This window comes from Isoptericola sp. MSGPD8_1_ISO-PGPR-S23-394, assembly GCF_058072785.1.
On the sequence record NZ_CM176517.1, the window covers coordinates 244740 to 266749 of the forward strand.

17 protein-coding genes are annotated in these 22010 nt (G+C 73.3%); 12 read left to right on the top strand and 5 right to left on the bottom strand.

Annotated elements, in window-relative coordinates; translation table 11 throughout:
• Positions 1-36: 36 nt before the first annotated feature.
• The 3 genes from AC3RJ8_RS01140 to AC3RJ8_RS01150 form a co-directional block, all read right to left on the bottom strand.
• Complete coding sequence (locus AC3RJ8_RS01140) at positions 37-2355, bottom strand: carbohydrate-binding protein (RefSeq protein ID WP_489714142.1); 2319 nt, start codon at positions 2353-2355, stop codon at positions 37-39.
• Between the two features lie 217 nt (positions 2356-2572).
• Positions 2573-3022, bottom strand: a complete 450-nt coding sequence (locus AC3RJ8_RS01145) for an SRPBCC family protein (RefSeq protein WP_489714143.1) — start codon at positions 3020-3022, stop codon at positions 2573-2575.
• Positions 3023-3099: 77 nt separating this feature from the next.
• Complete coding sequence (locus AC3RJ8_RS01150; protein WP_489714144.1) at positions 3100-4113, bottom strand: DMT family transporter; 1014 nt, start codon at positions 4111-4113, stop codon at positions 3100-3102.
• 131 nt (positions 4114-4244) lie between these two features.
• Between AC3RJ8_RS01150 and AC3RJ8_RS01155 the strand changes: the two genes are divergently transcribed.
• The 3 genes from AC3RJ8_RS01155 (at position 4245) to aztD (ending at position 7752) form a co-directional block, all read left to right on the top strand.
• Positions 4245-5552, top strand: coding sequence for a YibE/F family protein (locus AC3RJ8_RS01155; RefSeq protein ID WP_489714145.1), 1308 nt, complete (start codon positions 4245-4247; stop codon positions 5550-5552).
• Positions 5549-6322, top strand: a complete 774-nt coding sequence (locus AC3RJ8_RS01160) for a potassium channel family protein (RefSeq protein ID WP_489714146.1) — start codon at positions 5549-5551, stop codon at positions 6320-6322. Before AC3RJ8_RS01155 ends, AC3RJ8_RS01160 begins: the two co-directional genes overlap by 4 nt.
• A gap of 110 nt (positions 6323-6432) precedes the next feature.
• Positions 6433-7752: a zinc metallochaperone AztD gene (gene aztD / locus AC3RJ8_RS01165; protein ID WP_489714147.1), complete on the top strand. Its 1320-nt coding sequence runs from the start codon at positions 6433-6435 to the stop codon at positions 7750-7752.
• 18 nt (positions 7753-7770) lie between these two features.
• On the opposite strand, the gene AC3RJ8_RS01170 is transcribed toward aztD, so the two are convergent.
• The gene (locus AC3RJ8_RS01170) at positions 7771-8610 is read right to left on the bottom strand and encodes an MBL fold metallo-hydrolase (RefSeq protein ID WP_489714148.1); all 840 of its coding nucleotides are present in this window, start codon (positions 8608-8610) and stop codon (positions 7771-7773) included.
• A 100-nt stretch (positions 8611-8710) separates the two neighbouring features.
• Here AC3RJ8_RS01170 and AC3RJ8_RS01175 point away from each other — a divergent pair, with 100 nt between their 5' ends.
• Together AC3RJ8_RS01175 and AC3RJ8_RS01180 are read left to right on the top strand one after the other, a co-directional pair.
• Positions 8711-10087 carry a sensor histidine kinase gene (locus tag AC3RJ8_RS01175; RefSeq protein ID WP_489714149.1) on the top strand — a complete coding sequence of 459 codons (1377 nt, stop codon included), beginning with the start codon at positions 8711-8713 and terminating at the stop codon, positions 10085-10087.
• The gene (locus AC3RJ8_RS01180; RefSeq protein ID WP_489714150.1) at positions 10084-10767 is read left to right on the top strand and encodes a response regulator; all 684 of its coding nucleotides are present in this window, start codon (positions 10084-10086) and stop codon (positions 10765-10767) included. Before AC3RJ8_RS01175 ends, AC3RJ8_RS01180 begins: the two co-directional genes overlap by 4 nt.
• 39 nt (positions 10768-10806) lie before the next feature.
• Here AC3RJ8_RS01180 and AC3RJ8_RS01185 read toward each other — a convergent pair whose 3' ends face one another.
• The gene (locus tag AC3RJ8_RS01185) at positions 10807-11790 is read right to left on the bottom strand and encodes a type IV toxin-antitoxin system AbiEi family antitoxin domain-containing protein (RefSeq protein ID WP_489714151.1); all 984 of its coding nucleotides are present in this window, start codon (positions 11788-11790) and stop codon (positions 10807-10809) included.
• A 173-nt stretch (positions 11791-11963) separates the two neighbouring features.
• Here AC3RJ8_RS01185 and AC3RJ8_RS01190 point away from each other — a divergent pair, with 173 nt between their 5' ends.
• The 7 genes from AC3RJ8_RS01190 (at position 11964) to AC3RJ8_RS01220 (ending at position 21982) form a co-directional block, all read left to right on the top strand.
• Positions 11964-12851 (top strand): ABC transporter ATP-binding protein, encoded by an 888-nt coding sequence (locus tag AC3RJ8_RS01190; protein WP_489714152.1) that lies wholly within the window; start codon positions 11964-11966, stop codon positions 12849-12851.
• A complete protein-coding gene (locus AC3RJ8_RS01195; RefSeq protein ID WP_489714153.1) occupies positions 12848-14080 on the top strand; it encodes an ABC transporter permease in 1233 nt (410 codons plus the stop codon). Before AC3RJ8_RS01190 ends, AC3RJ8_RS01195 begins: the two co-directional genes overlap by 4 nt.
• Before the next feature lie 37 nt (positions 14081-14117).
• The gene (locus tag AC3RJ8_RS01200; RefSeq protein ID WP_489714154.1) at positions 14118-15755 is read left to right on the top strand and encodes an outer membrane protein assembly factor BamB family protein; all 1638 of its coding nucleotides are present in this window, start codon (positions 14118-14120) and stop codon (positions 15753-15755) included.
• Between the two features lie 26 nt (positions 15756-15781).
• Positions 15782-17416: an outer membrane protein assembly factor BamB family protein gene (locus AC3RJ8_RS01205; protein WP_489714155.1), complete on the top strand. Its 1635-nt coding sequence runs from the start codon at positions 15782-15784 to the stop codon at positions 17414-17416.
• A 9-nt stretch (positions 17417-17425) separates the two neighbouring features.
• Complete coding sequence (locus tag AC3RJ8_RS01210) at positions 17426-19102, top strand: hypothetical protein (RefSeq protein WP_489714156.1); 1677 nt, start codon at positions 17426-17428, stop codon at positions 19100-19102.
• Positions 19103-19122: 20 nt separating this feature from the next.
• Positions 19123-20034: a DNA/RNA non-specific endonuclease gene (locus AC3RJ8_RS01215; protein WP_489714157.1), complete on the top strand. Its 912-nt coding sequence runs from the start codon at positions 19123-19125 to the stop codon at positions 20032-20034.
• A 73-nt stretch (positions 20035-20107) separates the two neighbouring features.
• Positions 20108-21982: a cation:proton antiporter gene (locus AC3RJ8_RS01220; RefSeq protein ID WP_489714158.1), complete on the top strand. Its 1875-nt coding sequence runs from the start codon at positions 20108-20110 to the stop codon at positions 21980-21982.
• Positions 21983-22010: the final 28 nt, after the last annotated feature.

Consider the following 22010-nt stretch of genomic DNA (forward strand, 5'->3'; position numbering starts at 1 on the left):
CAGGTCCGGGCCGCGGGCGCCGAGGTGCCGGAGCGGTCAGTCCGTCGGCTCCCACGGGCCCCAGGAGGAGGCGCCGGGCTCCTGGTTCCGGGTCCACCAGCGTGCGGTGTGCTCGACGCCGTCGTGCGCGACGACGTCGCCGGCGGTGAAGATGCGCGACGGCGTCCAGACCGCGGTGCCGTCGTCGGTCGTCGCGATCTCCTGCCACGGGCCGTACGCCGAGGCGCCGGGCGTCTGGTCGCGGGTCCACCAGGACGCCTCGAAGACGGCGCCGTCGTGCGTCACGCGGTCGCCCTTGTCGTACACGGTGCCGGCGTCCCAGGCGGGAGCCGCCGGCTCGGCCGCGCGGGCGGTCAGCCACTGCTCCGGACCGGTCGGGTGGTCGACGACGCGGGTCTCGCCGATGCAGCCGTTCCACCCGTTGGTGGCCCGGTCGTCGACCCAGTCGGTGCCGAACAGCCAGGGCATGTCCTCCTCGAGGCTGTGCCCGAGGGTGTCGGTGGCGTTGCGCAGCACGGGTGCGCCGTCGACGTACATCGTCGTGGACTCGTCGGCCGGGTCGTTGACGAGCGCGACGTGCACCCAGCGGTCGACGATGATCTCGCCGGACCACGACGTGCGGTCACCCTTGGTCGTCTCGACCGGCACCTCGGTCCACTGGAGCTCCTTGAGGTTCGACATCCCGAGCGCCACCGGGGAGGCCGTGTAGTCCCAGCGGGACCAGGGCATGCCGTCGAGCCGCGACCGGTTCCCGGACCGCACGACCGCCTTCATCCAGGCGTTGGCGTCCTCGGTGAAGCTGCCGTCGATCTTGAGGAACGTCTCGATGGTGTAGCCGTCGGCGAGCTGCGCGTCGTTGACCGCGGCGCCGGCCGCGGTGCGCAGGTAGCTGAGCCGGCCCGTGGTCCTGTCGGCGTTCGCGAAGCAGACGGCGGCGCCGTCCGCCGACAGGGGCGCGGCGTCGTCGCTGAGGACGACGTCGGAGACCTCGGCCGTGCTCGACCCGCTCTCGGTGCTGCTCGCGCGGGTCAGGTCGGCGCCGCCGGCGACGTCGGGCACGACCGTGTCGACGTCCACCACGCCGGTGCCCTGCCCGCCGAAGCGCCAGTGCGCGAGCGTGCCGTCGACCTGCGGGTAGTCGTCGCGGGAGGTGGGCGGCTCGGTGGTGATCGGGTCGGTGCCCTCGAAACCGTCGAGGAGGATGTCCCGGGCGCGCTGCGAGAGCGACGGCTGGTCCGCGTCACCGGCGGCGAAGTCCGGGTCGAAGCCGCCGAACCGCTCGGCGAAGTCGATGTCGATCGTGTACTGCTGGTGCTCGCCCTCCAGGAAGGGCTGGTCGTACGCGGTGAGCACCTCGGGGTCCTTGGCGACGACCCACGGCGAGGCGGTCTGGACCTCGATGCGGTCGTGGGTGAGGTCGAACTCGAACAGCCCGAGGTAGCCGTTCCCGCCGTCGTAGGCCATCTGGTAGTCGATGAGCACCTGCGTGACGGCGTTCCCGGCGTCGTTGGTCCGCGTCTGCCGGGTGGCGCCGTGGAAGTGACCGTTGAGGGTCAGGAAGATCTGGTCGTTCGAGCGGACGAGCTCGTCCCACAGCTTCTCGCCGTAGGCGGTGTTCTGCGGGGAGGTGGCGTCGCTGCCGATGGCCAGCATCGAGTGGGTGGTCAGGACGACGGGCACGTCGGGGTGCTCGGCCATGACCTGGTCGGCCCACGCGATCGTCTGGTCGGAGGCGCGCCAGGCGAGGGCGAGGACCATGAACTCCTGCCCCTCGGCCTCGAAGACCTGGTACTGGTTCATGCCGGTCGGGTCCGAGCCCCCGTCGGTGGCCTGGGCGGCGGCGCGCTCGGGGCCGAACCACGTCAGGAACGGCTCGGCGTCGAGGTCGTAGTCGACGTCGGTCAGCGCGTCGTTCGAGTCCAGCACGTCGTGGTTGCCCGGCAGCACCGAGTACGGCAGGCCGCCGTCCTCGAGCGCGGACATCGCCCGGTCGGCGACCTCCCACTCACCGGCTACGCCGGCGCGGTCCACGACGTCGCCCAGGTGCGCGACGAACGGGATGTCGAGGTCGTCCTGGTGCTCGGCGAGCCACGTGGTCTGGGTGTGGAACGGGTCGTCACCGTAGCGCGGCACGAACTGGTCGGCGGCGTACCGCGAGTAGAACTGGGTGTCGGGCAGGACGGCGAGCGTGAAGCGGGAGGCGAGCTCGTCGTCGGCGGTCGCCGTCGCCGTCGTCGTGGCCGGGCCGGTGGCCGAAGCCGTGGCGGCGGGCGCGCCGACGGCGAGCATCCCGGCGGTCAGCAGACCGGTGAGGGCCGTGAGGGCGCCGACCTGGGCCGGGCGTCCGCGGGGCATGAGAAGCACGGGAGTCTCCTGTCGAGGGGGAACACGCCCGGACGGGCGCGTTCACACCCTGGGACTCCCCGGGGAACATCCGGCGAACTGCTCCTGGTGACTCGTCAAACCTTCCGTGAACCCGCCGTCTCGCCCCGAGCGGGCAGCACGACGGCGGCCGGACGGCCCCACGTCGCGGTGGGCCGGCCGGCCGCCGGGCGGTGCGGGGGGCAGGGCGTCAGCTCACGTCGCCGCGCCAGCCGCCGGTCGCGGCGCCCCGCGACTCGATGAACGACTTGAAGTTCTCCAGGTCGCCCTTGACGCGGCGGTCGTCGAAGTTCAGAGCCGCTCCGACCTTCTCCTTGGCGTTCTCCGGGGCCCAGTCCATCTGGACGGTGACCCGGGTCTGGGCGTCGGCCAGCCGGTGGAACGTCACGACTCCACCGTGGTCGGGGCCCGTCGTGCTGCGCCAGGCGACGCGCTCGTCGGGGTGCTGCTCGGTGATGTCGGCGTCGAACTCGTGCTCCACGCCGCCGACCTTCGTGACCCAGTGCGTACTGGTGTCGGTGAGCTGGCGGACCTCATCCACCCCTTCCATGAAGTGGGGGAAGTCCTCGAACTGCGTCCACTGGTCGTACGCGGTGGTGACCGGGACGTCGACGTCGATGGATTGGGTGACGCTTTGCATGGGGCCTCCTTCGTGTCGGTGTCTCCACCGTGCCGGGGAAGGTCGACTTCTTGCACGTCGAGATCGAGGTCCTGCCGTCAGCGCCGGCGGCGCACCAGGCGCGACTCGACGACGGGGACGGCCACGGCCAGCAGCGTCAGGGCCGCACCCGCGTACATCGCGGGTCCCGGGGGCGTGACGCCGGGGACCACGACGTCGAGCACGAGCGCACCGACGATCTGCCCCGCGATCATGCCGAGCGCCAGCAGCAGCACGCCGATGCGGTGGACGACGGCGGCCTGGATGGCGATGAACACGATCCCGAGCAGGCCGCCGGAGTAGAGCACCAGGTCGAGCGGCCACGCGGTGGGCAGCGTGCCGGTCGGCCACCCGACGACCAGGACGGACACGCCGAACGCTGCCGCCAGCGCAGCGGTCCCGACGACGAAGTTGCCGAACGTGGCGGCGGCGACCCCGGCGAACCGGTCGCCGGGTACCGCGGCCACGGCCCGGACGCGGCCGTTCATGGCCTGCTGCCACGACTGGAACGCCCCGGCGAGGAAGGGGATGACGGCCAGCCCCACCGACGGCACGGTCCCGACGGACCCGGACACGGCGACCGCCACGGCCACGACGGTGAGGAGCGGTCCGAGCGCACGGCCGAGGGTGATGAGCCGCACGCCGCCCGGTGCCAGGCCGATCCGGTCCACGAACAGCGAGCTGGTCGACTGCCCCGCCACCACGGCGACCATGAACAGCGCGACGCCGAGCGTCGCGGCGGTCAGGCCCTGGGCGGCGACGTAGAAGCCGCCGGCGGTGCCGCCGAGCACCTCCCACCAGCGCAGCCGGTGCTCGCGCAGCCCGGAGACGACGCGTCCGACGGCGGCCCGGGCGGCGGGCCAGCAGGCCAGCGCGATCGTCAGCCACAGCAGGCCGGAGCCGAACGAGACCACCGCCGCGCCGAACCCGCTGCCGACGTGCTCGGCGAGCGACCCGTTCACCCGAGTCTGGACCGCGGCACCGAGACCGCCGACGACGGCGGCACCGACGCCGACCACCGTCCCGGCCGAGCTGCCGGGCGAGGGGGAGGGCACGGGAGCTGGCGCGGTCACCTCGGGAGTCTATGACTCTGAGTTGTCAGAACGTGGCGCGGGTACACGGGCGCCACGTCCTGACAGCTCGGGGAGGGGCGAGGCGGCGCGGTCTGCGGGGTTCGGCCACCCTGTGGTGGGAGCATCGCACCGTGACCGACGTCTCGACCCGCCGCTCCGCCCGCCACGCCGCGCAGCACAGCCTCCCCGACGCGCACGGGCACTCCCACGGCGGACCGGTCCCGCCGGCCCCGCCCCGCACCCGCCTCGTCCTGGCGCTGCTGGTGCTGCCCGCGCTGGTCGCCACCGCGTTCGGCCTGTGGTCGCTGTGGCCGTCCTCGGCCGACGTCCCCGAGCGGATCCCCGTCGTCGTCGAGGGCAGCGAGCTCGTGCCGGTCACCGTCGTGGGACCGCTGGAGGAGGCGAGCGACGACTCGTGGCCCACCATGGAGGACGCGACCGCCGGGGACGTGGAGATCCTCCTGTCCGACGGCGAGACGTCCGGCATGCAGGCCGACCCGCGGTTCGCGCTGGAGCCGGGAGACCGGGTGACGGCCCTGTTCATCGGCGACTTCGCCGACACCGTGACGCCGTACGTCTTCATGGACCACCAGCGTGACGTGCCCTTCGGGCTCCTGGCGGCGGCGTACGCGCTGGTGGTGCTGCTGGTCGCACGGTGGCGCGGGCTCGCGGCGATCGCCGGGCTGGCGGTGGCGTTCGCGGTGTTCGTCGGGTTCACGTTCCCGGCGCTGCTCGCGGGCGAGAGCGCGCTCATGGTGGCCCTCGTGACGTCGTCGGCGGTGATGCTGGCCGTGCTGTACCTCGCGCACGGGCTGACGGCGCGGACCACGGTCGCGCTGCTGGGCACCCTGGCCGGGCTGGCGCTCACGGCGGGGATCGGGGCGTGGGCGACGGGAGCGGCGCACATCACCGGGGCGTCGGACGAGCTGGCGCAGAACCTGACGATCATCGCGCCGGCCGTGGACCTGCGCGGGATCGCGCTGTGCGGTCTGGTGCTGGCGGGGATGGGTGTGCTCAACGACGTGACGATCACGCAGGCGTCGGCGGTGTGGGAGCTGCGTTCGCTCGCGCCGACCGCGCCCCGCCGCGCACTGTTCGCACGTGCCATGCGGATCGGCCGCGACCACATCGCCTCGACGGTCTACACGATCGCGTTCGCCTACGTCGGGGCGGCGCTGCCGCTGCTGCTGACGGTGTGGATGCTCGACCAGTCGCCGCTGATGACCATCACCTCGGGGGAGATCGCCGAGGAGGTGGTCCGCACCCTCGTGGGGTCGATCGGCCTGGTGCTGGCGATCCCGATCACCACGGCGATCGCCGCGATCACCGTGCCCGGCGGTGAGGCGCTCGCCGCGGCGCAGGGCGCGCGCCCGGACGCAGAGTCGGCCACGATGGGGTCGAGCCCACCCATGGAGGACCGCGTGCAGGAGCGACCGTGACCAGCCCCGCCGACCCGGGGCCGACGCGTCCCGACGGGCCGCGCAGCTTCTTCGCGCGCCAGCACCAGCCGGTGCCGGAGGACGACCCCTACATCGACCCGCGCTCGCGCTGGGTGGACCGGTTCGGCCTTCTGCTCGTCCTGGTGGCGGTGACGGTGGCGCTGCTGTCCCTCGTCGACATCCGCGGGGAGTCCGGTCAGGTGACCGCCCAGATCGCCGGTCTAGTGACGACGCTGACGGTGGGAGCGACGCTCGGGCTGGCGCTGCGGGCCTCGGGGCTGCGGACGAGGTGGCGCCGACGGGCCTACGTCTTCCTGGGCGCGCTGCTCGTCCTGTCCCTCGTGGTGGTCCTCGTCCTGGAGACCCCGGACTCGGTGACGTCGGCCCCGCCGCTGCTGCTCCTGATCGCGGCCTTCGCGCCCGTGGTGGTCGCCCGGCGGCTGGTGCGCCACCGGGTCGTGACGCTGGCGACGCTGCTCGGCGCGGTCTCCGCCTACCTGCTCATCGCGCTGGCCTATTACTACGCCTTCCTCACGGTCGACAACTTCACGCAGGGGCACTTCTTCGGCACGGAGGAGTCGACGACGTCCTTCATGTACTTCAGCCTGACCACGATCACCACCCTGGGCTACGGGGACCTGGCGGCGGTGACGCCGCTCGGTCGGCTGCTCGCGACGAGCGAGGCCATCGTCGGGCAGGTCTACCTGGTGGTCTTCGTCGCCCTGATCGTGAGCCTGGCCGCGGGGCGCTGGCAGCGCGAAGCCTCCTGACCAGGGGTTTTGATAACCATTCTCATGCATGGTTGACTGTCGCTCGACTGCGAACGGTTCTCATTCGTGTTTCGCAGAGACCCCCCGGTAGAGATGGAAAGACACTCCCCATGAAGATCCGTTCCCGCGCCGCCACGGCGCTCGCGCTGGCCCTGCCGGTCGCGCTCCTCGCGGCCTGCGGCACCGAGCCCGACGAGCCCGCTGCCGAGTCCGCCGAGCAGACCACGGACGAGGCGACCGAGGAGGCCGCCACCGAGATGCAGGGCCGCAGCCCGCGCCTCGCCGTCACCTACGATGGCGGCATCAAGGTCCTCGACGCCCAGACGCTCGAGGAGGTCGCCGACTTCGAGCTCGCCGGCTTCAACCGCCTCAACGCCGCCGGGGACGGCCAGCACGTGCTGGTCTCCACCACCGGTGGGTTCCAGGTGCTCGACACCGGCACCTACGGGCAGGGCCACGGTGACCACTTCCACTACTTCACGACGACGCCGGAGCTCACCGACGTCACGTACGCCGCGGAGAAGCCCGGTCACGCCGTGGTGCACGACGGCGTCACCGCCCTGTTCGACGACGGCACCGGCCTGGTGCAGGTCGTCGAGTCCGCGGAGATCGCCCACCAGGAGGGTGTCGAGGAGGTCCAGCTCCCCGCAGCCCACCACGGGGTGGCCGTCCCGCTGAGCGACGGCTCGCTGCTCGTCACCGACGGCACCGAGGACGAGCGCTCCACCGTCCGGGTCCTCGACGCCGACCGCGAGGAGATCGTCGCCAGCGACGACTGCCCCGGCGTGCACGGCGAGGCGGTGGCCGAGGGCGAGGCCGTCGTCGTCGGGTGCGAGGACGGCGCGCTGATCTACGCCGACGGTGAGATCACGAAGGTCGAGACCCCGGACGACTACTCCCGCATCGGCAACCAGGCCGGCACCGAGGCCTCGCCGATCATGCTCGGCGACTACAAGACCGACCCGGACGCGGAGCTCGAGCGTCCCACCACGGTCAGCCTGATCGACACCCGCGACGCGAGCCACGAGCTCGTCGAGCTGCCGGGCTCGTACAGCTTCCGCTCGATCGCCCGTGGCGACGACGGCGAGGCGCTGGTGCTCACCACCGACGGTGCCCTGCAGGTCATCGACCCGGAGACTGCCGAGATCACCGCGTCGATCCCGGTGGTCGACGCGTGGGAGGAGCCGATGGAGTGGCAGGACCCGCGCCCGGCCGTCTTCACCCTCGACGGCTCGGTCTACGTGACCGACCCGGCGGCCGACGCCGTCCACGCGGTGGACATCATCGACGGCGAGGTGTGGGCCACCGGTGCGCTGGACGTGGCGCCGAACGAGATCTCCGGTGCCCTGGGCGAGCCGCCCGCCGAGCACGACCACGGCCACGAGGACGAGGCGCACGAGGACGAGGGCCACGAGGACCACGACCACTGATCCCCGCCCCGGTGCTGATCACGTGAGGTGATCGAAGTCCCCCCGCACCCATGCCGCGTGCCGTCGTGCTGACCGCAGCACGACGGCACGCGCGTCGGCGGGGATCACGCCGTCGAAGTTGTTGTACATCCGCTCGAAGGGGCGCCGGGCCACGTGCCCGGCGACCCGCAGCGCCACCGCCCCGGAGAGGGGGATGCGGTTCGGATAGCTGCGCATGAAGCTCACCGACGTGCGGTCGGGGTTCGCGAAGATCGTGTCGCCCGAGAGCAGCACGCCCCGCCCGTCGGCCCCGGCGGCCCAGTGGACGACGGCGGAGCCCGGGAAGTGCCCGCCCGGCTGGCTCAGCGTCACCCCGGGCAGCACCTCCCGCGCGCCGGACCACGTCTCGATCGCGTCGTCCGGGCGCGCGACCCAGCCGGCGTCGGCCTCCGCGACGAGGACCGGGACCGGGCCGCCGTCCCCGCCCAGTCGCCGGCTCCACTCGACCTGCACCCCGAACATGTGGGGATGGCTCGCCACGACGGCGACGACCCCCGCGGGACCGGCCAGGTCACGCACGGCCGCGACGCCGCCGTCGTCCACGAAGCCCAACGGGTCCCACAGCAACGACCCCGCCGGGGTGCGGAGCAGCTTGGACTGCTGACCGATGCCCACGCCCGGCGCGGTCTGCAGCGCGAACAGGTCCGGTTCCAGCTCGTGGACCGCGACGTGCTGGCCCTCGGCCGCCAGCTCGTCGATCGTCGTCCAGGCCTGGCCCGACGCCGGTACCCACTGGCGCTCGTCCGCGCAGACCGCGCACACCTCGGGCTGCGTCGCGTGCTCGACGGCGCAGGTGCGGCAGATCCAGAAGCTCGTCATGTCCACAGGTTGGCACGCCGCCCGGCCGCGCACACCGCCGGGCCGCCGTCTCCGTCGTGCGACGGATCCCGAGCGGTCGTGGACTCCCTACGCTGAGGGGATGCCCCGTGCCCGCCCCGCCGACGTCATCTCCGAGTGGTTCGGCGTCGACGACGACTTCGAGCGTTTCCCCGCGGACCCCCGCGCCTCCTACCGCCACGACGTGTGGCTCGGGCTGACCCTCACCGTCCTCGCGGTGGTCGGCATGGAGCTGTCCCGCTCGGCCGGCTACCTCGTCCAGGCCGGCGACCATCCCGCCTGGCTGCTCTACGTCCTGTCGGGGGCGGGCGCCCTGCCGCTCGTGGTCCGGCGCCGCTACCCCCTGGCGGTCCTCGCAGTGGTCTACGCGCACTTCCTGCTGGTCGGTCTGACCGTGCCGGTGGTCCCGCTGAGCCAGGTGCTGCAGGTCGTGTACTTCATGACGCTCTACACGGCGGTGGCCTGGGCCCGTGACCGCCGCGCGATGCTCATCGTGGTCACCGCGTGCCTGGCCGCCATGTTCGGCTGGCTGTTCTGGCAGACGGCTCTCAGCTCCGGCATGCAGCAGTACGCCGAGAGAGAGGGCCTGTTCGACGACCCCCCGGGTCTCCTGTCGCCCCTCGACGCGATGATCGCCCAGACCTGGCTGACGAACATCGCCTACTTCCTCGGGGCCATCGCCCTCGGCCAGGTCACGTGGCACGCCGCCCGGCGGCGCGCCCAGCTCGCGGAGCAGGCCGCCACCATCGAGCGGCAGGCCGACGAGCTCGGCCGTCGCGCCGTCGTCACCGAGAGGCTGCGCATCGCGCGGGAGCTGCACGACGTCGTCGCGCACCACGTGTCGGTCATCGGCATCCAGGCCGCGGCCGCACGGCGCCTGCTGGCCAAGGACCCCGGCTCCGCGGCGGTGCCGTTGAGCACGATCGAAGCGGCCTCGCGCGACGCCGTCGAGCAGATGCGCGGACTGGTCGGCACGCTGCGCGACATCGGGGACGACGGCGGCACGCCGGCCGGCGGGGACCGCTCGCCCGAGCCGGGCGTCGCCGACATCGGCCGCCTGGTCGACGCCGACGACGGTCTCGACGTGTCCTTCACGCTGGTGGCGGAGCCCGCGGGCGCCGAGGGGGCGGTGCCCGGGTCGCTGGGCCTGAGCCTGTTCCGGACCGCGCAGGAGGCGCTGGCGAACGTCCGCAAGCACTCCACGGCGCGGGCGGCGAGCGTCACCGTGCGGGTCGACCGGCGACCGGTCGCCGACGACCGCCGGTTCCGTGGCGGGTACGCCGAGGTCGAGGTGATCGACGACGGCCGGTCCCGGCCGGGGTCCTCGGGCTCCGGCCTGGGGCTGGTCGGCATCCGCGAGCGCGTCGCCACGCACCAGGGGGTGGCGGAGATCGGGCCGCGGGTGACCGGCGGGTACCGTGTGCGCGTGCGCCTGCCGTTGCCCGTGGAGGAGTCATGACGACGGTCCTGCTGGTGGACGACCAGGCGCTGGTGCGCTCCGGCTTCCGGCTCATCCTCTCGGTGGAGGACGACCTGGTGGTCGTCGGGGAGTCCCCCGACGGTGCCCGGGCCGTCGAGGCCGCCCGTGACCTGCGGCCCGACGTCGTCCTCATGGACGTGCAGATGCCCGTCATGGACGGGATCGAGGCGACCCGGCAGATCGTCGCCGAGGACCTGTCCCGCGTGCTCGTGCTGACCACGTTCGACACCGACGAGTACGTCTTCGACGCCCTGGCAGCCGGGGCGTCCGGGTTCCTGCTGAAGAACTCCGACGCCGAGCACCTGGTCGAGGCGGTGCGCACGGTCGCCGACGGGCAGGCGCTGCTGTCGCCGCAGGTGACCCGCAGGGTGGTGGACCGCATGGTGTCGACGTCGTCGGCCGACTCGCCCGCCGCCCCGCCGGGGGCCTCGCCGCCGCCCGGGCTGCCGCCGTCGGCCCCGGGGACCGAGCTCCTGACGCCCCGCGAGCGGGAGGTGCTGGTCCACGTGGGACGGGGGCTGTCCAACGCGGAGATCGCGGCCGAGCTGTTCCTCGGCGAGGCCACGGTCAAGACGCACGTGTCCAGCGTGCTGTCGAAGCTGCACCTGCGGGACCGGGTGCAGGCGGTGGTCTTCGTGCACCGCCACGGCCTGGTGTAGTCCTTGGTTCCTGTCCGTGGGCGGGAAGCGAACCAGGTGCTACGTCGCTCGGTATCGGAACGACCGGGGGAGCGGACGAGCAGTCCACCCGGCTGCTGTGAGGTGGTCCCCGACCGTCCGCGCGAGCGTCCCGTCGCCCGCTTCCCGACCGGTGAACCGGAGCAGACGGATACCCTTCCCGGTGAGCCGGTTCTGCCGGACCCGGTCGGAGAAGAGCGCCTCGAGCCGTGCGTGGACGTCGTGGCCGTCGATCTCGACGAGCAGCGCGCCGTCAGGGAGCATCCAGGCCAGGTCGACGCGGGCGAGGAACCTGTCGTGCTGGTCGACAACCCTCAGCTGCAAAGCGTCCGGGGCGAAGCCGGACACGGCCGCCGAATCGCGACCCCAGGTCTCTGCCGGTGACTCCGCGCGGTCGTCCGACGCCTGCCACCAGGACCGTCGTCCTCGACCGCCGTGCTGGGACGCGTCCCGCCGCTGGGCCGAGGCGAACTCCTGGGCGGCGAGGAGTCCTCTGTTCCGCGCGGAGTCCATCATCGCGACGGCGTGACGGCGGTCGACCGTGGGAATCGCCTGGACGAGCGCGTCCTCGGGGTGAGCGCACCGGATCTCGTCGATGACGCACCATCTGGCCAGACGGGTCCTGCGCACCCGGCCCGGGCCGACGCCGCGACGCGGGCTGCCGTCGGGGAACGTGACCTCGGGCGTGATGGTCAGGGGCGTGCCCTGCACCTCGTGGAGAACCAGGGCTGCCGTTCCCGTGGCGACGGAGCCCGGCCGGGCCAGGACCCCGACGAGGGCGGCCCGACGGCGTCGGCGGTCGAACCTGTCGAAGGGAGAGAAGGCCGGGGCGCCCAGGTCATAGACACCACGAACCACTCGTCTGATCTGTCCACGCTGTGCCATGCCCGCGACGAGACGAGTCGTCAGTCCATGGCGCCGGCACTGTTCGATGCTGACGATTCCCTCCTGCCGGTCCGCGAGCGCCCGGAGCGTGACCGGGATCGACGGAGTGCGGCGCGGCATGCCCTCAATCAACCAGTTCTGTCGGGTGGCCAGACGGTTGTCCACAGCCCCGGTGTCGTCCTTCGTTCCCTTCCCGGCGTGGAAGCGAACAAAGGACTACGCCGTGAGAGGGAGACCGCCGTTCCGCCGCTGGGGGGATCCGCCGCGGGGAGGTCCGCCGTAGCGTCGGTGACATGACCACGCTCGAGGTCCACGACCTGACCAGAACGTTCGGCGACCGCCGCGCCGTCGACGCCGTCTCCTTCGCGGCCCGCGGGGGGCTGCTCACGGGGTTCGTCGGCTCCAACGGGGCCGGCAAGACCACCACGATGCGGATGATGATGGGCGTCCTGGCCATCACGTCCGGCGAGGTGCGGTTCGGCGGCTCGCCCGTCACCCGCGCGGACCATCGCTCCTTCGGGTACATGCCCGAGGAGCGGGGCCTCTACCCGAAGCAGCCCGCGCTCGACCAGCTCGTCTACCTCGCCCGGCTCCGGGGCATCCCGGCCGCCACCGCTCGCGCCGAGGCGATGGAGCACCTGGAGCGGCTCGGTCTCGCCGACCGCGCCAAGGACCACGTCGAGAAGCTCAGTCTGGGCAACCAGCAGCGGGTGCAGATCACCGCCGCGCTCATGGGCCGTCCCCGAGCCCTCATCCTCGACGAGCCGTTCTCCGGCCTCGACCCGGCCGCCGTCGACGGCATGGTGGACCTGCTGCGCGAGCACACCGCCCGCGGCGTCCCCGTGCTGTTCAGCTCGCACCAGCTCGACCTGGTGGAGCGTCTGTGCGAACGCCTGGTCATCCTGCGCACCGGGCAGGTCGTCGCCGACGGCACCCCCACCGAGCTCCAGGAGGCGGGCACCCTGCGCCACCGGCTCGTCCTCGACTCCGACGCCGGCTGGGTGCGCGGCGTCCCGGGCGTGCACGCGGTGGACGTCGACGGTCCGACGGCGCTGGTCGAGCTCGCCGACGACGCCACGGCCCAACGGCTGCTCGCCACCGCGCTCGAACGCGGCCAGGTCCGTGAGCTCAGTCCCGTCCGGCCTTCCCTGGCCCAGATCTACCGTGAGGTGACGGCATGACCACCCTGACCCAGCGTCCCCCGAGCGCTCCGGCCCAGGAGCCGCAGGACGACAGCACCCGCGGTGCATGGCTCCTCGTGGCACAGCGGGAGATCGTCACGCGGGTGATGAACAAGGCGTTCGTCATCGGCCTCCTGGTCTCCCTCGCGGTGATCGCTGCCCTCGCGGCGTTCTTCACGTGGCAGTCGAGCCGGGTCGACACGTACACCGTCGCGGTGGCGGGCAGCGACGGCACAGCGGTCGCGTCGGCGGCCACCGCCGCCGAGCTCGCCGCGGCCGAGGACGACGGCACCGAGCTCGAGGTGCTCGAGGTGGCCGACGACGACGCCGCCCGTACCGCGCTGTCCGCGGGCGACGCTGACGTGTGGCTGCACCCGGGCGACGACGGTTGGGTGCTGGCCGGCGAGGGGCAGCCGGACGGCACCGTCTCCCGGCTGCTGGGCACCGCCGTCGAGCAGGAGGTCCTGGCGGCGAACGCCGAGGCGGCCGGGGCCTCCCTGGCGGAGCTGTCGGAGGGGGCCGCGCTGACCACCGAGGCGCTGGACCCGGAGGCCATGGGCGAGCAGACCCTGTTCTTCGCGAGCTTCGCCCTGTCGTTCCTCTTCTTCGCCGGTGCGATCGGCTCGGGCATGATGATCGCGAGCTCGGTCGTCGAGGAGAAGCAGTCGCGGCTGGTCGAGATCATCGCGACGGCGGTGCCGCTGCGGCAGCTCCTGGCGGGCAAGATCCTGGGCAGCTCGGTGATCGCCGTGGGGCAGAACCTGCTGTTCGCGGGGGTGGGGCTCGCGGCCGTGGTCGCCAGCCCCATCGCGATCGCGCTGCCCGCGCTGTCGACGTCGCTCATCTGGTTCGTCGTGTTCTTCGCGGTGGGCTTCCTCGCGCTGGCCGCGCTGTACGCCGTGGCGGGGGCGCTGGCCAGTCGGTCCGAGGACCTGCAGTACACGTCGACGCCGATGACGATGATGGTGATGGGCGTCTACTTCCTGACGTTCTCGGCCTCGGGCTCGTTCCTCACCGTGCTGTCGTACGTGCCGATCGCGAACGTGGTGGCGATGCCGGCGCGGGTGCTCTCGGGCGACACGACATGGTGGGAGCCGGTGGTTTCGCTGCTGCTCCTTGCGGCGTTCGCGGTGCTGGCGCTGCTGGTCTCCGAGCGGGCGTTCCGCGGGGCGCTCATGCAGACCGGCGGGCGCATCTCCTGGAAGCAGGCGCTGCGCGCCGAGGCGTGATCCTTCTTGGGGCAATCATGAAGGATAGATTGCCCGCATGGCTCGACGACGTGACCGTGACCCGCTGCAGATCGACCTCAGCCCCGATGACGGCGATCTCGGCGACGGTGGCTGGGCGGACGCGCCGGACGGTTCTGCGGGCGTGCCGACCGACGGCCCGGTCGACCCGGCGCCCGGGTGGTTCGCCACCCGGGTCGCCCGGCCGCTCCACGAGCGGTGGCGAGGCATGCCGCGGCGCCTGCGGGTCGGCGTCGTCAGCGGGGCGGCCGCCGTCGTCGCGGTCACGGTGGCGGGGGTCGCCGTCGTGGACGCCCGGGCCGAGTCGGCCCACGCCGAGCGCATGGCGGCGCTGCCCGGCGGGGTCGCGGACCTGTCGGAACCGGTGGCCGAGACGTGTCGGGTCGAGACCGACGCGGGGGTGCTCGCCGTGCTGCCGGGCGGCGTCCTCGTCACACGGGTCGGCACGGACGTCCTCGGCGTCGACGTCGCGGACGGGAGCGAGGTGTGGCGCCACGAGCTCGGGCCGGCAATCGACTGCGGTCCGCGGTCGTGGAGACCCAGCGACGAGCACCTTCCGGTGGACCGCATCACCTGCGTCTATGGAGAAGGCATGCGGACCGCTGTCGTGATCGACGCCGAGGGTGCGTTGCTCGGAGAGCGCAGGCTGGGCATGGCCGACCGGCCGTACAGCGAGGGGAACGGCGGGATCTCGGAGGTCGGGCCGGCCGCAGACGGCGCCGTCTACGTGCTGGACCGCGTCGAGGCGATGCTCCCGCCGGACGCGCAGGAGGCAGTCGACCAGCTGGAGCTGCTGCGGGCCGAGGGCACCTGGGAGGACCCCGTCCTGCGGGTGGAGGACGCCCTGACCGGGGAGGTGCGAGGCGAAGCATCGATCGTCCTCCGGACGGCGGATGAGCTGGGGCGTTGTTCCCTCGGAGCCGGTTCCGACGGCGATGCGGAGCGGAGATTCATCGTGGACGCGTGGCCTTCGACGGCCGCCACGCAGCTCTCCGTGTGCGACGGCGCAGTGACGAGGACGCTCGCAGCGGACGGCACGTCTCTCGAACAGGTCGTTCTGCCGTCGGTGGACGGTGGGAGCTACTCGTTCGTCCACGGCGGGACACGGGTGCTGGGCGACGACGGAGGTGCGGACCTCGCGCTTCCCGGCATCCTCATCGAGCCGTTGGCGATCGACGCTTCCGACGGACCCTGGCTCGTCGGCGGCGCCGAACTTGCGGCATTTGACCGTACCGGCGAACAGCTGTGGGCCTCCGACATACCCGCCGGGACTGTCTTTGCACGGTCCGGGGGTGTGGCGGTCATCGGGGGTATCACCGAGCTGGGGCTCACGGCGGTGGACCTGGTGTCGGGAGAGGCGCGCTGGACCGGCGACGAACTGTTCGCATCGGATGTCGGTGGGGCGACGGGGCTCGCCATCGGCGCGGCGACCGACGGGGAGGCAGTCCTCCTGGCGGTGCGGAGTGCGGAGAAGACAGAGCTCGTCGCGCTCGACCTGGACGACGGCGCCGAGCTTTGGCGGTCGAGCCACCACGCGCTGAACGGACAGATCTTCACCGTCGACGGTCACCTGCTGGGCGTCGACGAGGAGTACTCGGTCGTGGACGGCGTCGAGATCTCCGACGCTGTTCTCGTCGGGCTGGGACCTGCCTCGTGAGGGGCACGCGACGAGACGACCGCGCCGTGGTGGCCTTCGACATCACCACACAGCAGGACGACCACGACGACGGCACCTCGCCACGCCCGGACCAGCATCCCGGGTGGTGGGAGCGTGCCGTCGACCGGTGGCGTCGCGCGGATCGACGGCAGCGGCGACTGGTGGCCGGCGTGGCGGGCGGTGCTGCCCTGCTGCTCGTCGGCGGCGCCGCCACGACGGTCGCGCTCGTGTCGCACGCCCACGACGAGCGGCTGCGGGCGGCCCCGGGCGGTGTGCTCTCGCTCGACGGCGAGCTGGCCGAGGTGTGGCGGGTGGACGACGTCAGGGGCATCAGCGCGGTGCTCCCGGACGGCGGCCTCGTGCTGATGGACGGCCATGCCCTCGCCGCCCGGGACGTGGCGTCCGGCACGGAGCGGTGGCGTGCGGACCTCGGACCGGACCCGTCCTGCGGTCCCACGCCCCGACCGGGCATCAGCGTCGAGTGGGCGATGCCGAGCGAGCTGTTGACGTGCCTGCACGGTCCGTCCGACGAGCGGACCGTGACCGTCCTCGACGCGGCGGGCGACGTCGTCGGCCGGCGGGAGCTCCCGGGCACCGAGTACGGGGGTGAGAACGTCGACGTCCTGCCCGCCGCGGACGGTGGGCTCCTCGTGGTGGACCACGACACGGGCATGCCGGCCGTCCGCGACTACGCGACGGAGTCGGCGGCGCGTGCGGCGCTCCGTGACGTCGAGCCGGGGGAGGCGTCGGTGCACGTGGAGGACGCGGTGACCGGTGCGGTGCGGTTCGAGGTGCCGACGAGCCCGCCCGCCGGCGCGCTGGACGAGTGCACCTTCATCTGGAACCTGGAGGAGTCAGGCTGGCCCGGCGCGTTCGACCCGGCCGCGCCGTACCGGGTGGCGATCGAGTTCGACCGCTGGCTCGTCTCCTCCCCGTCTGTCGTCAGCTACCAGTGGTGCGACGTCGGCGGCGCCGCGTCCGCCGACGGCACGCCGTTCACCGAGCACCTGGAGGGAAGCCTGACGTCCGCCGTGTCGGCGGTCGCGCCCTTCCCGGGTGGCGGTCATCTCGTGTCGGACGAGCACGTGCCGGGCGGCTCGGTGCTCCTGGCGGACGACGGCAGCATCCTGATCGACAGCCCGCGCACGGCGATCGCGCTCCCCATGGCGGCCCTCGAGATCGACGGCGGCGTCGTCCTGGCGACCCGTCCGGGACGGGTCGTCGGTCTGGACGCCGACGGATCGGAGCTCTGGCAGCGAGAGCTGCCCGACGCCCGGGTGGTGGCGCAGGCCGGCGAGACGGCGGTCGTGCACACGGACGACGACCTCGTGGCCCTCAACGTGCAGGACGGCGCCGAGCGGTGGCGGATCACGGTGCGCGCCCTGGAGAGGCAGGAGCTCGTCCAGCTGGTCTCGGCCGTGACGGACGGTGAGCGGCTGGCGGTCGCGGTGACGAGGCACGCGACGGAGACGGGCGCGGACGAGCTCACCGGGGAGCTGATCACCGTGGACCTCGGCACCGGTGCGGTCACCCAGGCACCGCTCCCGGCCAGGTCGCACCTCTGGGCCGTCGACGGACATCTCGTCCTGCTGGAGCAGGCCGCCTCCGAGCAGCCAGGCGAGCCCGGTCTCCTCTCGGTGAGCACGTTCGCTCCGCGCTAACGTCGAGGGGTGGGGCGACGGCGTCGTGCCCCCGAGGGGGCCTACACGTTCGACCTCGTGCCCGACGACGGCACCGAGGCCGCTGGGTCCCCTGCGGCCGCGACCCTCCCGCCGGAGCTGGACCCGACCCCGCCACCGCCACCGCCGCCGCGCCGCCCGCCGGGCGCGCTGGCCCGGGTGGGTCGCCGCTGGCGCGGTCTGCCGCGACGGGCACGGTTCGGCGCCGTCGTGGTGGCCGCCAGCCTGCTCGCGACCACCGTGGTGGTCGACGGCGTCATGGACCGGCAGCGGTCCGCGGAGCTGCGGGCCGCGGCCGGAGGTGTGCTCGACCTGAGCGCGCCACCGTCCGAGCAGTGGCGGCTGGACGGCGAGGACGGGGCCCGGACGCTGGGCGGACTCGTCGCGGTGGCCGGGGGCGTCGCGGCCGTCCACCGCTACGACGAGCTGCTCGGCATCGACCTGACCACGGGACAGCAGCGCTGGGCCGTGGACCTGCTCGACCGGGCGGCGACCTGCGGCCCGGGGCTGGCGTTCTGGGGGGAGACGGTCGAGCTGACCTCGACGGCGCAGGTGGTCTGCGTCGGGCGGTCCGTGTCGGGGGAGGTGATGGTGACCACCGTCGATCCGGACGGCACCGTGCTGGGGCACCGGGCCGTCGTCGGCGAGCACGACGTCGTGGTGCCGGGACCGGACGGCAGCGTGCTGACCGCGGCGTGGGTCGGCGACCCCGGGGACGTCGACGTCGAGCTGCGGGGCGACCCGATGACCAACCTCAGCGTCGTGGGAGACATCGACGAGGGGTACGACCTCGAGGTGCGGGCCACGGACGCCGTCACCGGCGCCGAGCGGTGGTCGGAGGTCGTGTCCTTCGGGGCCGTCCTGGACTCCGGTCAGTGCGTGCGCTGGTCCACCGGTGGCCGGCACGCGCAGCTCGACCGGCGCGGCGACGTCGAGCACATGGTCAGCGGCCGGCTGGTCGGCTTCTCGGGCTGCGGGGTGCTGGCGTACTTCACGCCGGAGGGTGAGCGTCTCGACCTGACGGGGCTGGAGGACACCGGTGACGAGGTGGTCCGGCGGGTGCGGCCGCTCGCGGACGGGGGGTTCGCCGTCTCCGCGGGGGCGTGGGGCCGGTCCGCGTGGGAGTTCCAGGTCCTGGACGCCGCGGGCGCGTACCGCTACACGGTCGAGGGTCGGCTGCTGGACCCGCGCGCCACGGACGGGCGGCCGGACGACCGACGGCTCGTGGCGGACGCCGACGGGACGCGCACCGTCGGGCCCGACGGGTCGGCGGGCTGGTCGGCCGACGTCGCGACCACCTCCTACCTCGCCCGGGCCGGTGCGACAGCCGTCGTCCTGGACGAGCGCGACCGCGTGCTGGGCCTCGACCTCGGCACGGGGGAGGTGCGGTGGGTGCGCGACGACCTGCTGGAACCGTACGCGGCGCTGACCGACGGCCGGAGCGGACAGGTGCAGTCGGTCTTCACCGACGGCACGGTGATCGCGCTCGTGGTGCCGACCTACACCGCCACGGAGGTGGTCTCGCGGTGGCTCGCCGTCGACGCGGCCACGGGGGAGACCCTGTGGGCGGAGGACCTGCCCGAGGAGGGGTGGGGCGTGGACGTCGCCGTGGACGGGCACCTGCTGCGCTGGTGGCCCACGGGCCTCGCCGGCTTCACCACGTCGTAGGGACGTGGTTGGCTCGACCCGTGACCGGCTACGACGCCCAGTTCCTCGGCACCGACCCCGCCCTCCACGTCCCGCTGCCCGCCGCCGACCGCGAGCTCCGACGTCTCGACCACCCGCACTTCAGCATCCTGCTCGACCCCGTGCGCCGGCTCGCCGCCGCCACCGCCTGCGCCGTCGACGGCGACCGTCTGCAGTCGCTCCCGCGCACGGGCTCGTGGCGGCTCGACCCCCAGGCCCCTCCCGAGGAGCAGGCGGGCAACGAGCTCTACCGCCACAACCCGCTCGACCGCGGCCACCTCGTGCGCCGCCTCGACCCCATGTGGGGCCCCGAGGCGCGCGAGGCCGGCGAGGCCACCTTCGTCTACCCCAACGCCGCCCCGCAGGTCGACGAGTTCAACCAGTCCAAGGAGCTGTGGAACGGGCTCGAGGACCACGTGCTGGCGTACGCGGGGGCCTGGCGGCACCGGCTGGTGGTCCAGACCGGGTGCGTGTTCCTCGCCTCCGACCCCGTCTACCGCGGGGTGGCGATCCCCCGGCAGTTCTGGAAGGTCGTCGCCTGGACGGCGCCCGCCGTCGACCCGGCACCTGACGGCGGCACGGCACCTGACGGCGGCACGGCGGGTGCCCTGCGGTCCGCGGCGTTCGTGCTCGACCAGACGCCACAGCTCACGGACGCCGAGCTGAGCACGGCGACCGGCCGGGCGCTCGCCGTCGGCCACGTCCCACCGCTCGGCCCGTACCGGACGTTCCAGGTGCCGGTCGCGGACGTCGAGGTACTGACCGGGCTCGACCTCGGACCGCTCGCCGGTGCCGACGTCCGCGGTCCTGCACCCCGGCGACCCCTCGAGCCGCGCACCGCGTCCCGCCGTCCGCCGTCGGCCTGGACCCCTCTGGCGGCACCTGCGGAGATCGCGCTGGGCCCGGCCGGGTAGCGAGCGGCGCGACGGCGCCCGGCAGAGCGGGCTCGACCCGCGGAACCGCCCCGCGCCCCCTACGTTGAACGGCATGGACGTCATGCTCGTCGCCGTCGCTGCCGTGGTGGTCATCGTCGCGGTCACCGCCCTCGCCCCGCGGGCCGGGGTGGCCGCCCCGCTCGTCCTCGTGCTGATCGGCGTCGGTGTCAGCATGCTGCCCGCGACGCCGGCCATCGAGATCGACCCGGAGCTCGTCCTCGCCGGCGTCCTGCCCGCGCTGCTCTACGCCGCCGCGGCGTCGTTCCCCGCCGTGGACTTCCGCCGCGACCTCACGGCGATCGGTGGCATGTCGGTCCTGCTCGTCGTGCTGTCGGCCGTCGTCCTCGGTGCGGTCTTCGCCGCGGTCGTCCCCGGGATCGGCCTCGCGGCCGGGATCGCGCTCGGGGCGATCGTCAGCCCGACCGACGCCGTCGCCACCTCCATCATCAAGAAGCTGGGAGCGCCGCCGCGGGTGGTGGTGATGCTCGACGGTGAGAGCCTGCTCAACGACGCCACCTCGCTCGTGCTCCTGCGGTCCGCGATCGCCGCGACCGCGGCGAGCGTCTCCGTGTGGAGCGTCGTCGGCGACTTCCTGCAGGCCGTGCTCCTCGCGGTGGTGTGCGGCGTCGTCGTCGGCCGGCTGGGCCTGTGGGTACGGGAACGGCTGCGGAACGCGGCGCTGTCCACAGCGGCCTCGTTCGTCGTGCCGTTCGTCGCCTACGCCCCCGCGGAGGCCCTCGGGGCGTCCGGGATCGTCGCCGCCGTGGCCGCCGGTCTGGTCACCAGCGCACTGGCCGCCCGGCACCTGCGGCCTCAGGACCGGCTCTCCGAGGAGTCGAACTGGCGGACCGTGGAAGTGCTGCTGGAGGGCGGCCTCTTCCTGGTGATGGGGCTGCAGCTGTTTGCGCTCGTCGAGGACGTGCGCACCGAGCACGGTTCCCTGACGCTCGCTGTCGGTGTGGCCGCCCTCGCCGCGGTCGGGGTCGTCGCCGTGCGCGCGGCGTTCGTCCTGCCGCTCCTCGCGCTGCTCGAGCGCCGCCGGCGCCGGGGCGAGCAGGTGCGGGACGTGGTTCGCGGGATGCAGGCCCGGTGGGACGCCCACCGGACCGGGAGCGCGAGCGACGTCCCGTCCGTCGAGGCGGTCGTCGCGGCGTACGAGGCGAGCCTGCCGCCGGAGACGGACGAGCGGCGCCGGTCGAGAGCCGTGCGCCGGGTCCGCCGGCGCGTCGAGGCGGAGCGGCAGCGCCACGTGGACGAGGACGGTGACGGCGACCGTGCGCGGGCGGTCGGCATGTCCGCCTGGGTCGCCCGGTTCCAGCGGCGGGTGCGCCGGAGGATCGCCGACGTGGACTACCTCACGAGCGCACCGCTCGGCCCGCGCGAAGGAGTGGTGCTCGTCTGGGCGGGGATGCGCGGGGTCGTGACCCTGGCGGCCGCCCAGACGCTGCCGGCCGACTTCCCGCAGCGGTCCCTGCTCGTGCTCGTCGCGTTCGGCGTGGCGGCGGGCACCCTGCTGGTGCAGGGCGGGACGCTGCCGTGGGTGGTGCGCCGGCTCGGGCTGGCCGGGAGCACCTCGCCCCGGCTCGTCGATGGCAGGCAGGGTCTGCGAGTCGTCCACGACGACGTGTCGCGGGACATGCTCGACGATCCCGACCTGCGTCGTCCCGACGGCACGCGCTACGCCCCCGTGGTCGTCGCGCGCGTGCGGGACCTCGTCCTGCGGGACCAGGAGGACCAGATCGAGGAGGAGTCGACCCCCGAGGAGCTGGCGGAGCAGTTCTTCGAGCTGCGGATCGCGACGATCGACGCCCAGCGTGCCGCCCTTCTCGAGGCGCGATCCCTGGGGACCTACGACTCGGCGCTGCTCCAACGTGCTCTGGACCTTCTCGACGCGGAGCAGATCGCCGTCGAGATGCGGGCCGAGTGAACTGCGGCGGGGCGCAGGCTCAGGCGGT

Excerpts from the sequence above, each read along its gene's own strand:
- AC3RJ8_RS01185 (WP_489714151.1), bottom strand. The coding sequence starts at position 11,790 with ATGCCGCGCCGCACTCCGTCGATCCCGGTCACGCTCCGGGCGCTCGCG.
- aztD (WP_489714147.1), top strand. The coding sequence starts at position 6,433 with ATGAAGATCCGTTCCCGCGCCGCCACGGCGCTCGCGCTGGCCCTGCCG.
- AC3RJ8_RS01180 (WP_489714150.1), top strand. The coding sequence starts at position 10,084 with ATGACGACGGTCCTGCTGGTGGACGACCAGGCGCTGGTGCGCTCCGGC.
- AC3RJ8_RS01200 (WP_489714154.1), top strand. The coding sequence starts at position 14,118 with ATGGCTCGACGACGTGACCGTGACCCGCTGCAGATCGACCTCAGCCCC.
- AC3RJ8_RS01140 (WP_489714142.1), bottom strand. The coding sequence starts at position 2,355 with ATGCCCCGCGGACGCCCGGCCCAGGTCGGCGCCCTCACGGCCCTCACC.
- AC3RJ8_RS01195 (WP_489714153.1), top strand. The coding sequence starts at position 12,848 with ATGACCACCCTGACCCAGCGTCCCCCGAGCGCTCCGGCCCAGGAGCCG.
- AC3RJ8_RS01220 (WP_489714158.1), top strand. The coding sequence starts at position 20,108 with ATGGACGTCATGCTCGTCGCCGTCGCTGCCGTGGTGGTCATCGTCGCG.
- AC3RJ8_RS01190 (WP_489714152.1), top strand. The coding sequence starts at position 11,964 with ATGACCACGCTCGAGGTCCACGACCTGACCAGAACGTTCGGCGACCGC.
- AC3RJ8_RS01175 (WP_489714149.1), top strand. The coding sequence starts at position 8,711 with ATGCCCCGTGCCCGCCCCGCCGACGTCATCTCCGAGTGGTTCGGCGTC.
- AC3RJ8_RS01145 (WP_489714143.1), bottom strand. The coding sequence starts at position 3,022 with ATGCAAAGCGTCACCCAATCCATCGACGTCGACGTCCCGGTCACCACC.
- AC3RJ8_RS01170 (WP_489714148.1), bottom strand. The coding sequence starts at position 8,610 with ATGACGAGCTTCTGGATCTGCCGCACCTGCGCCGTCGAGCACGCGACG.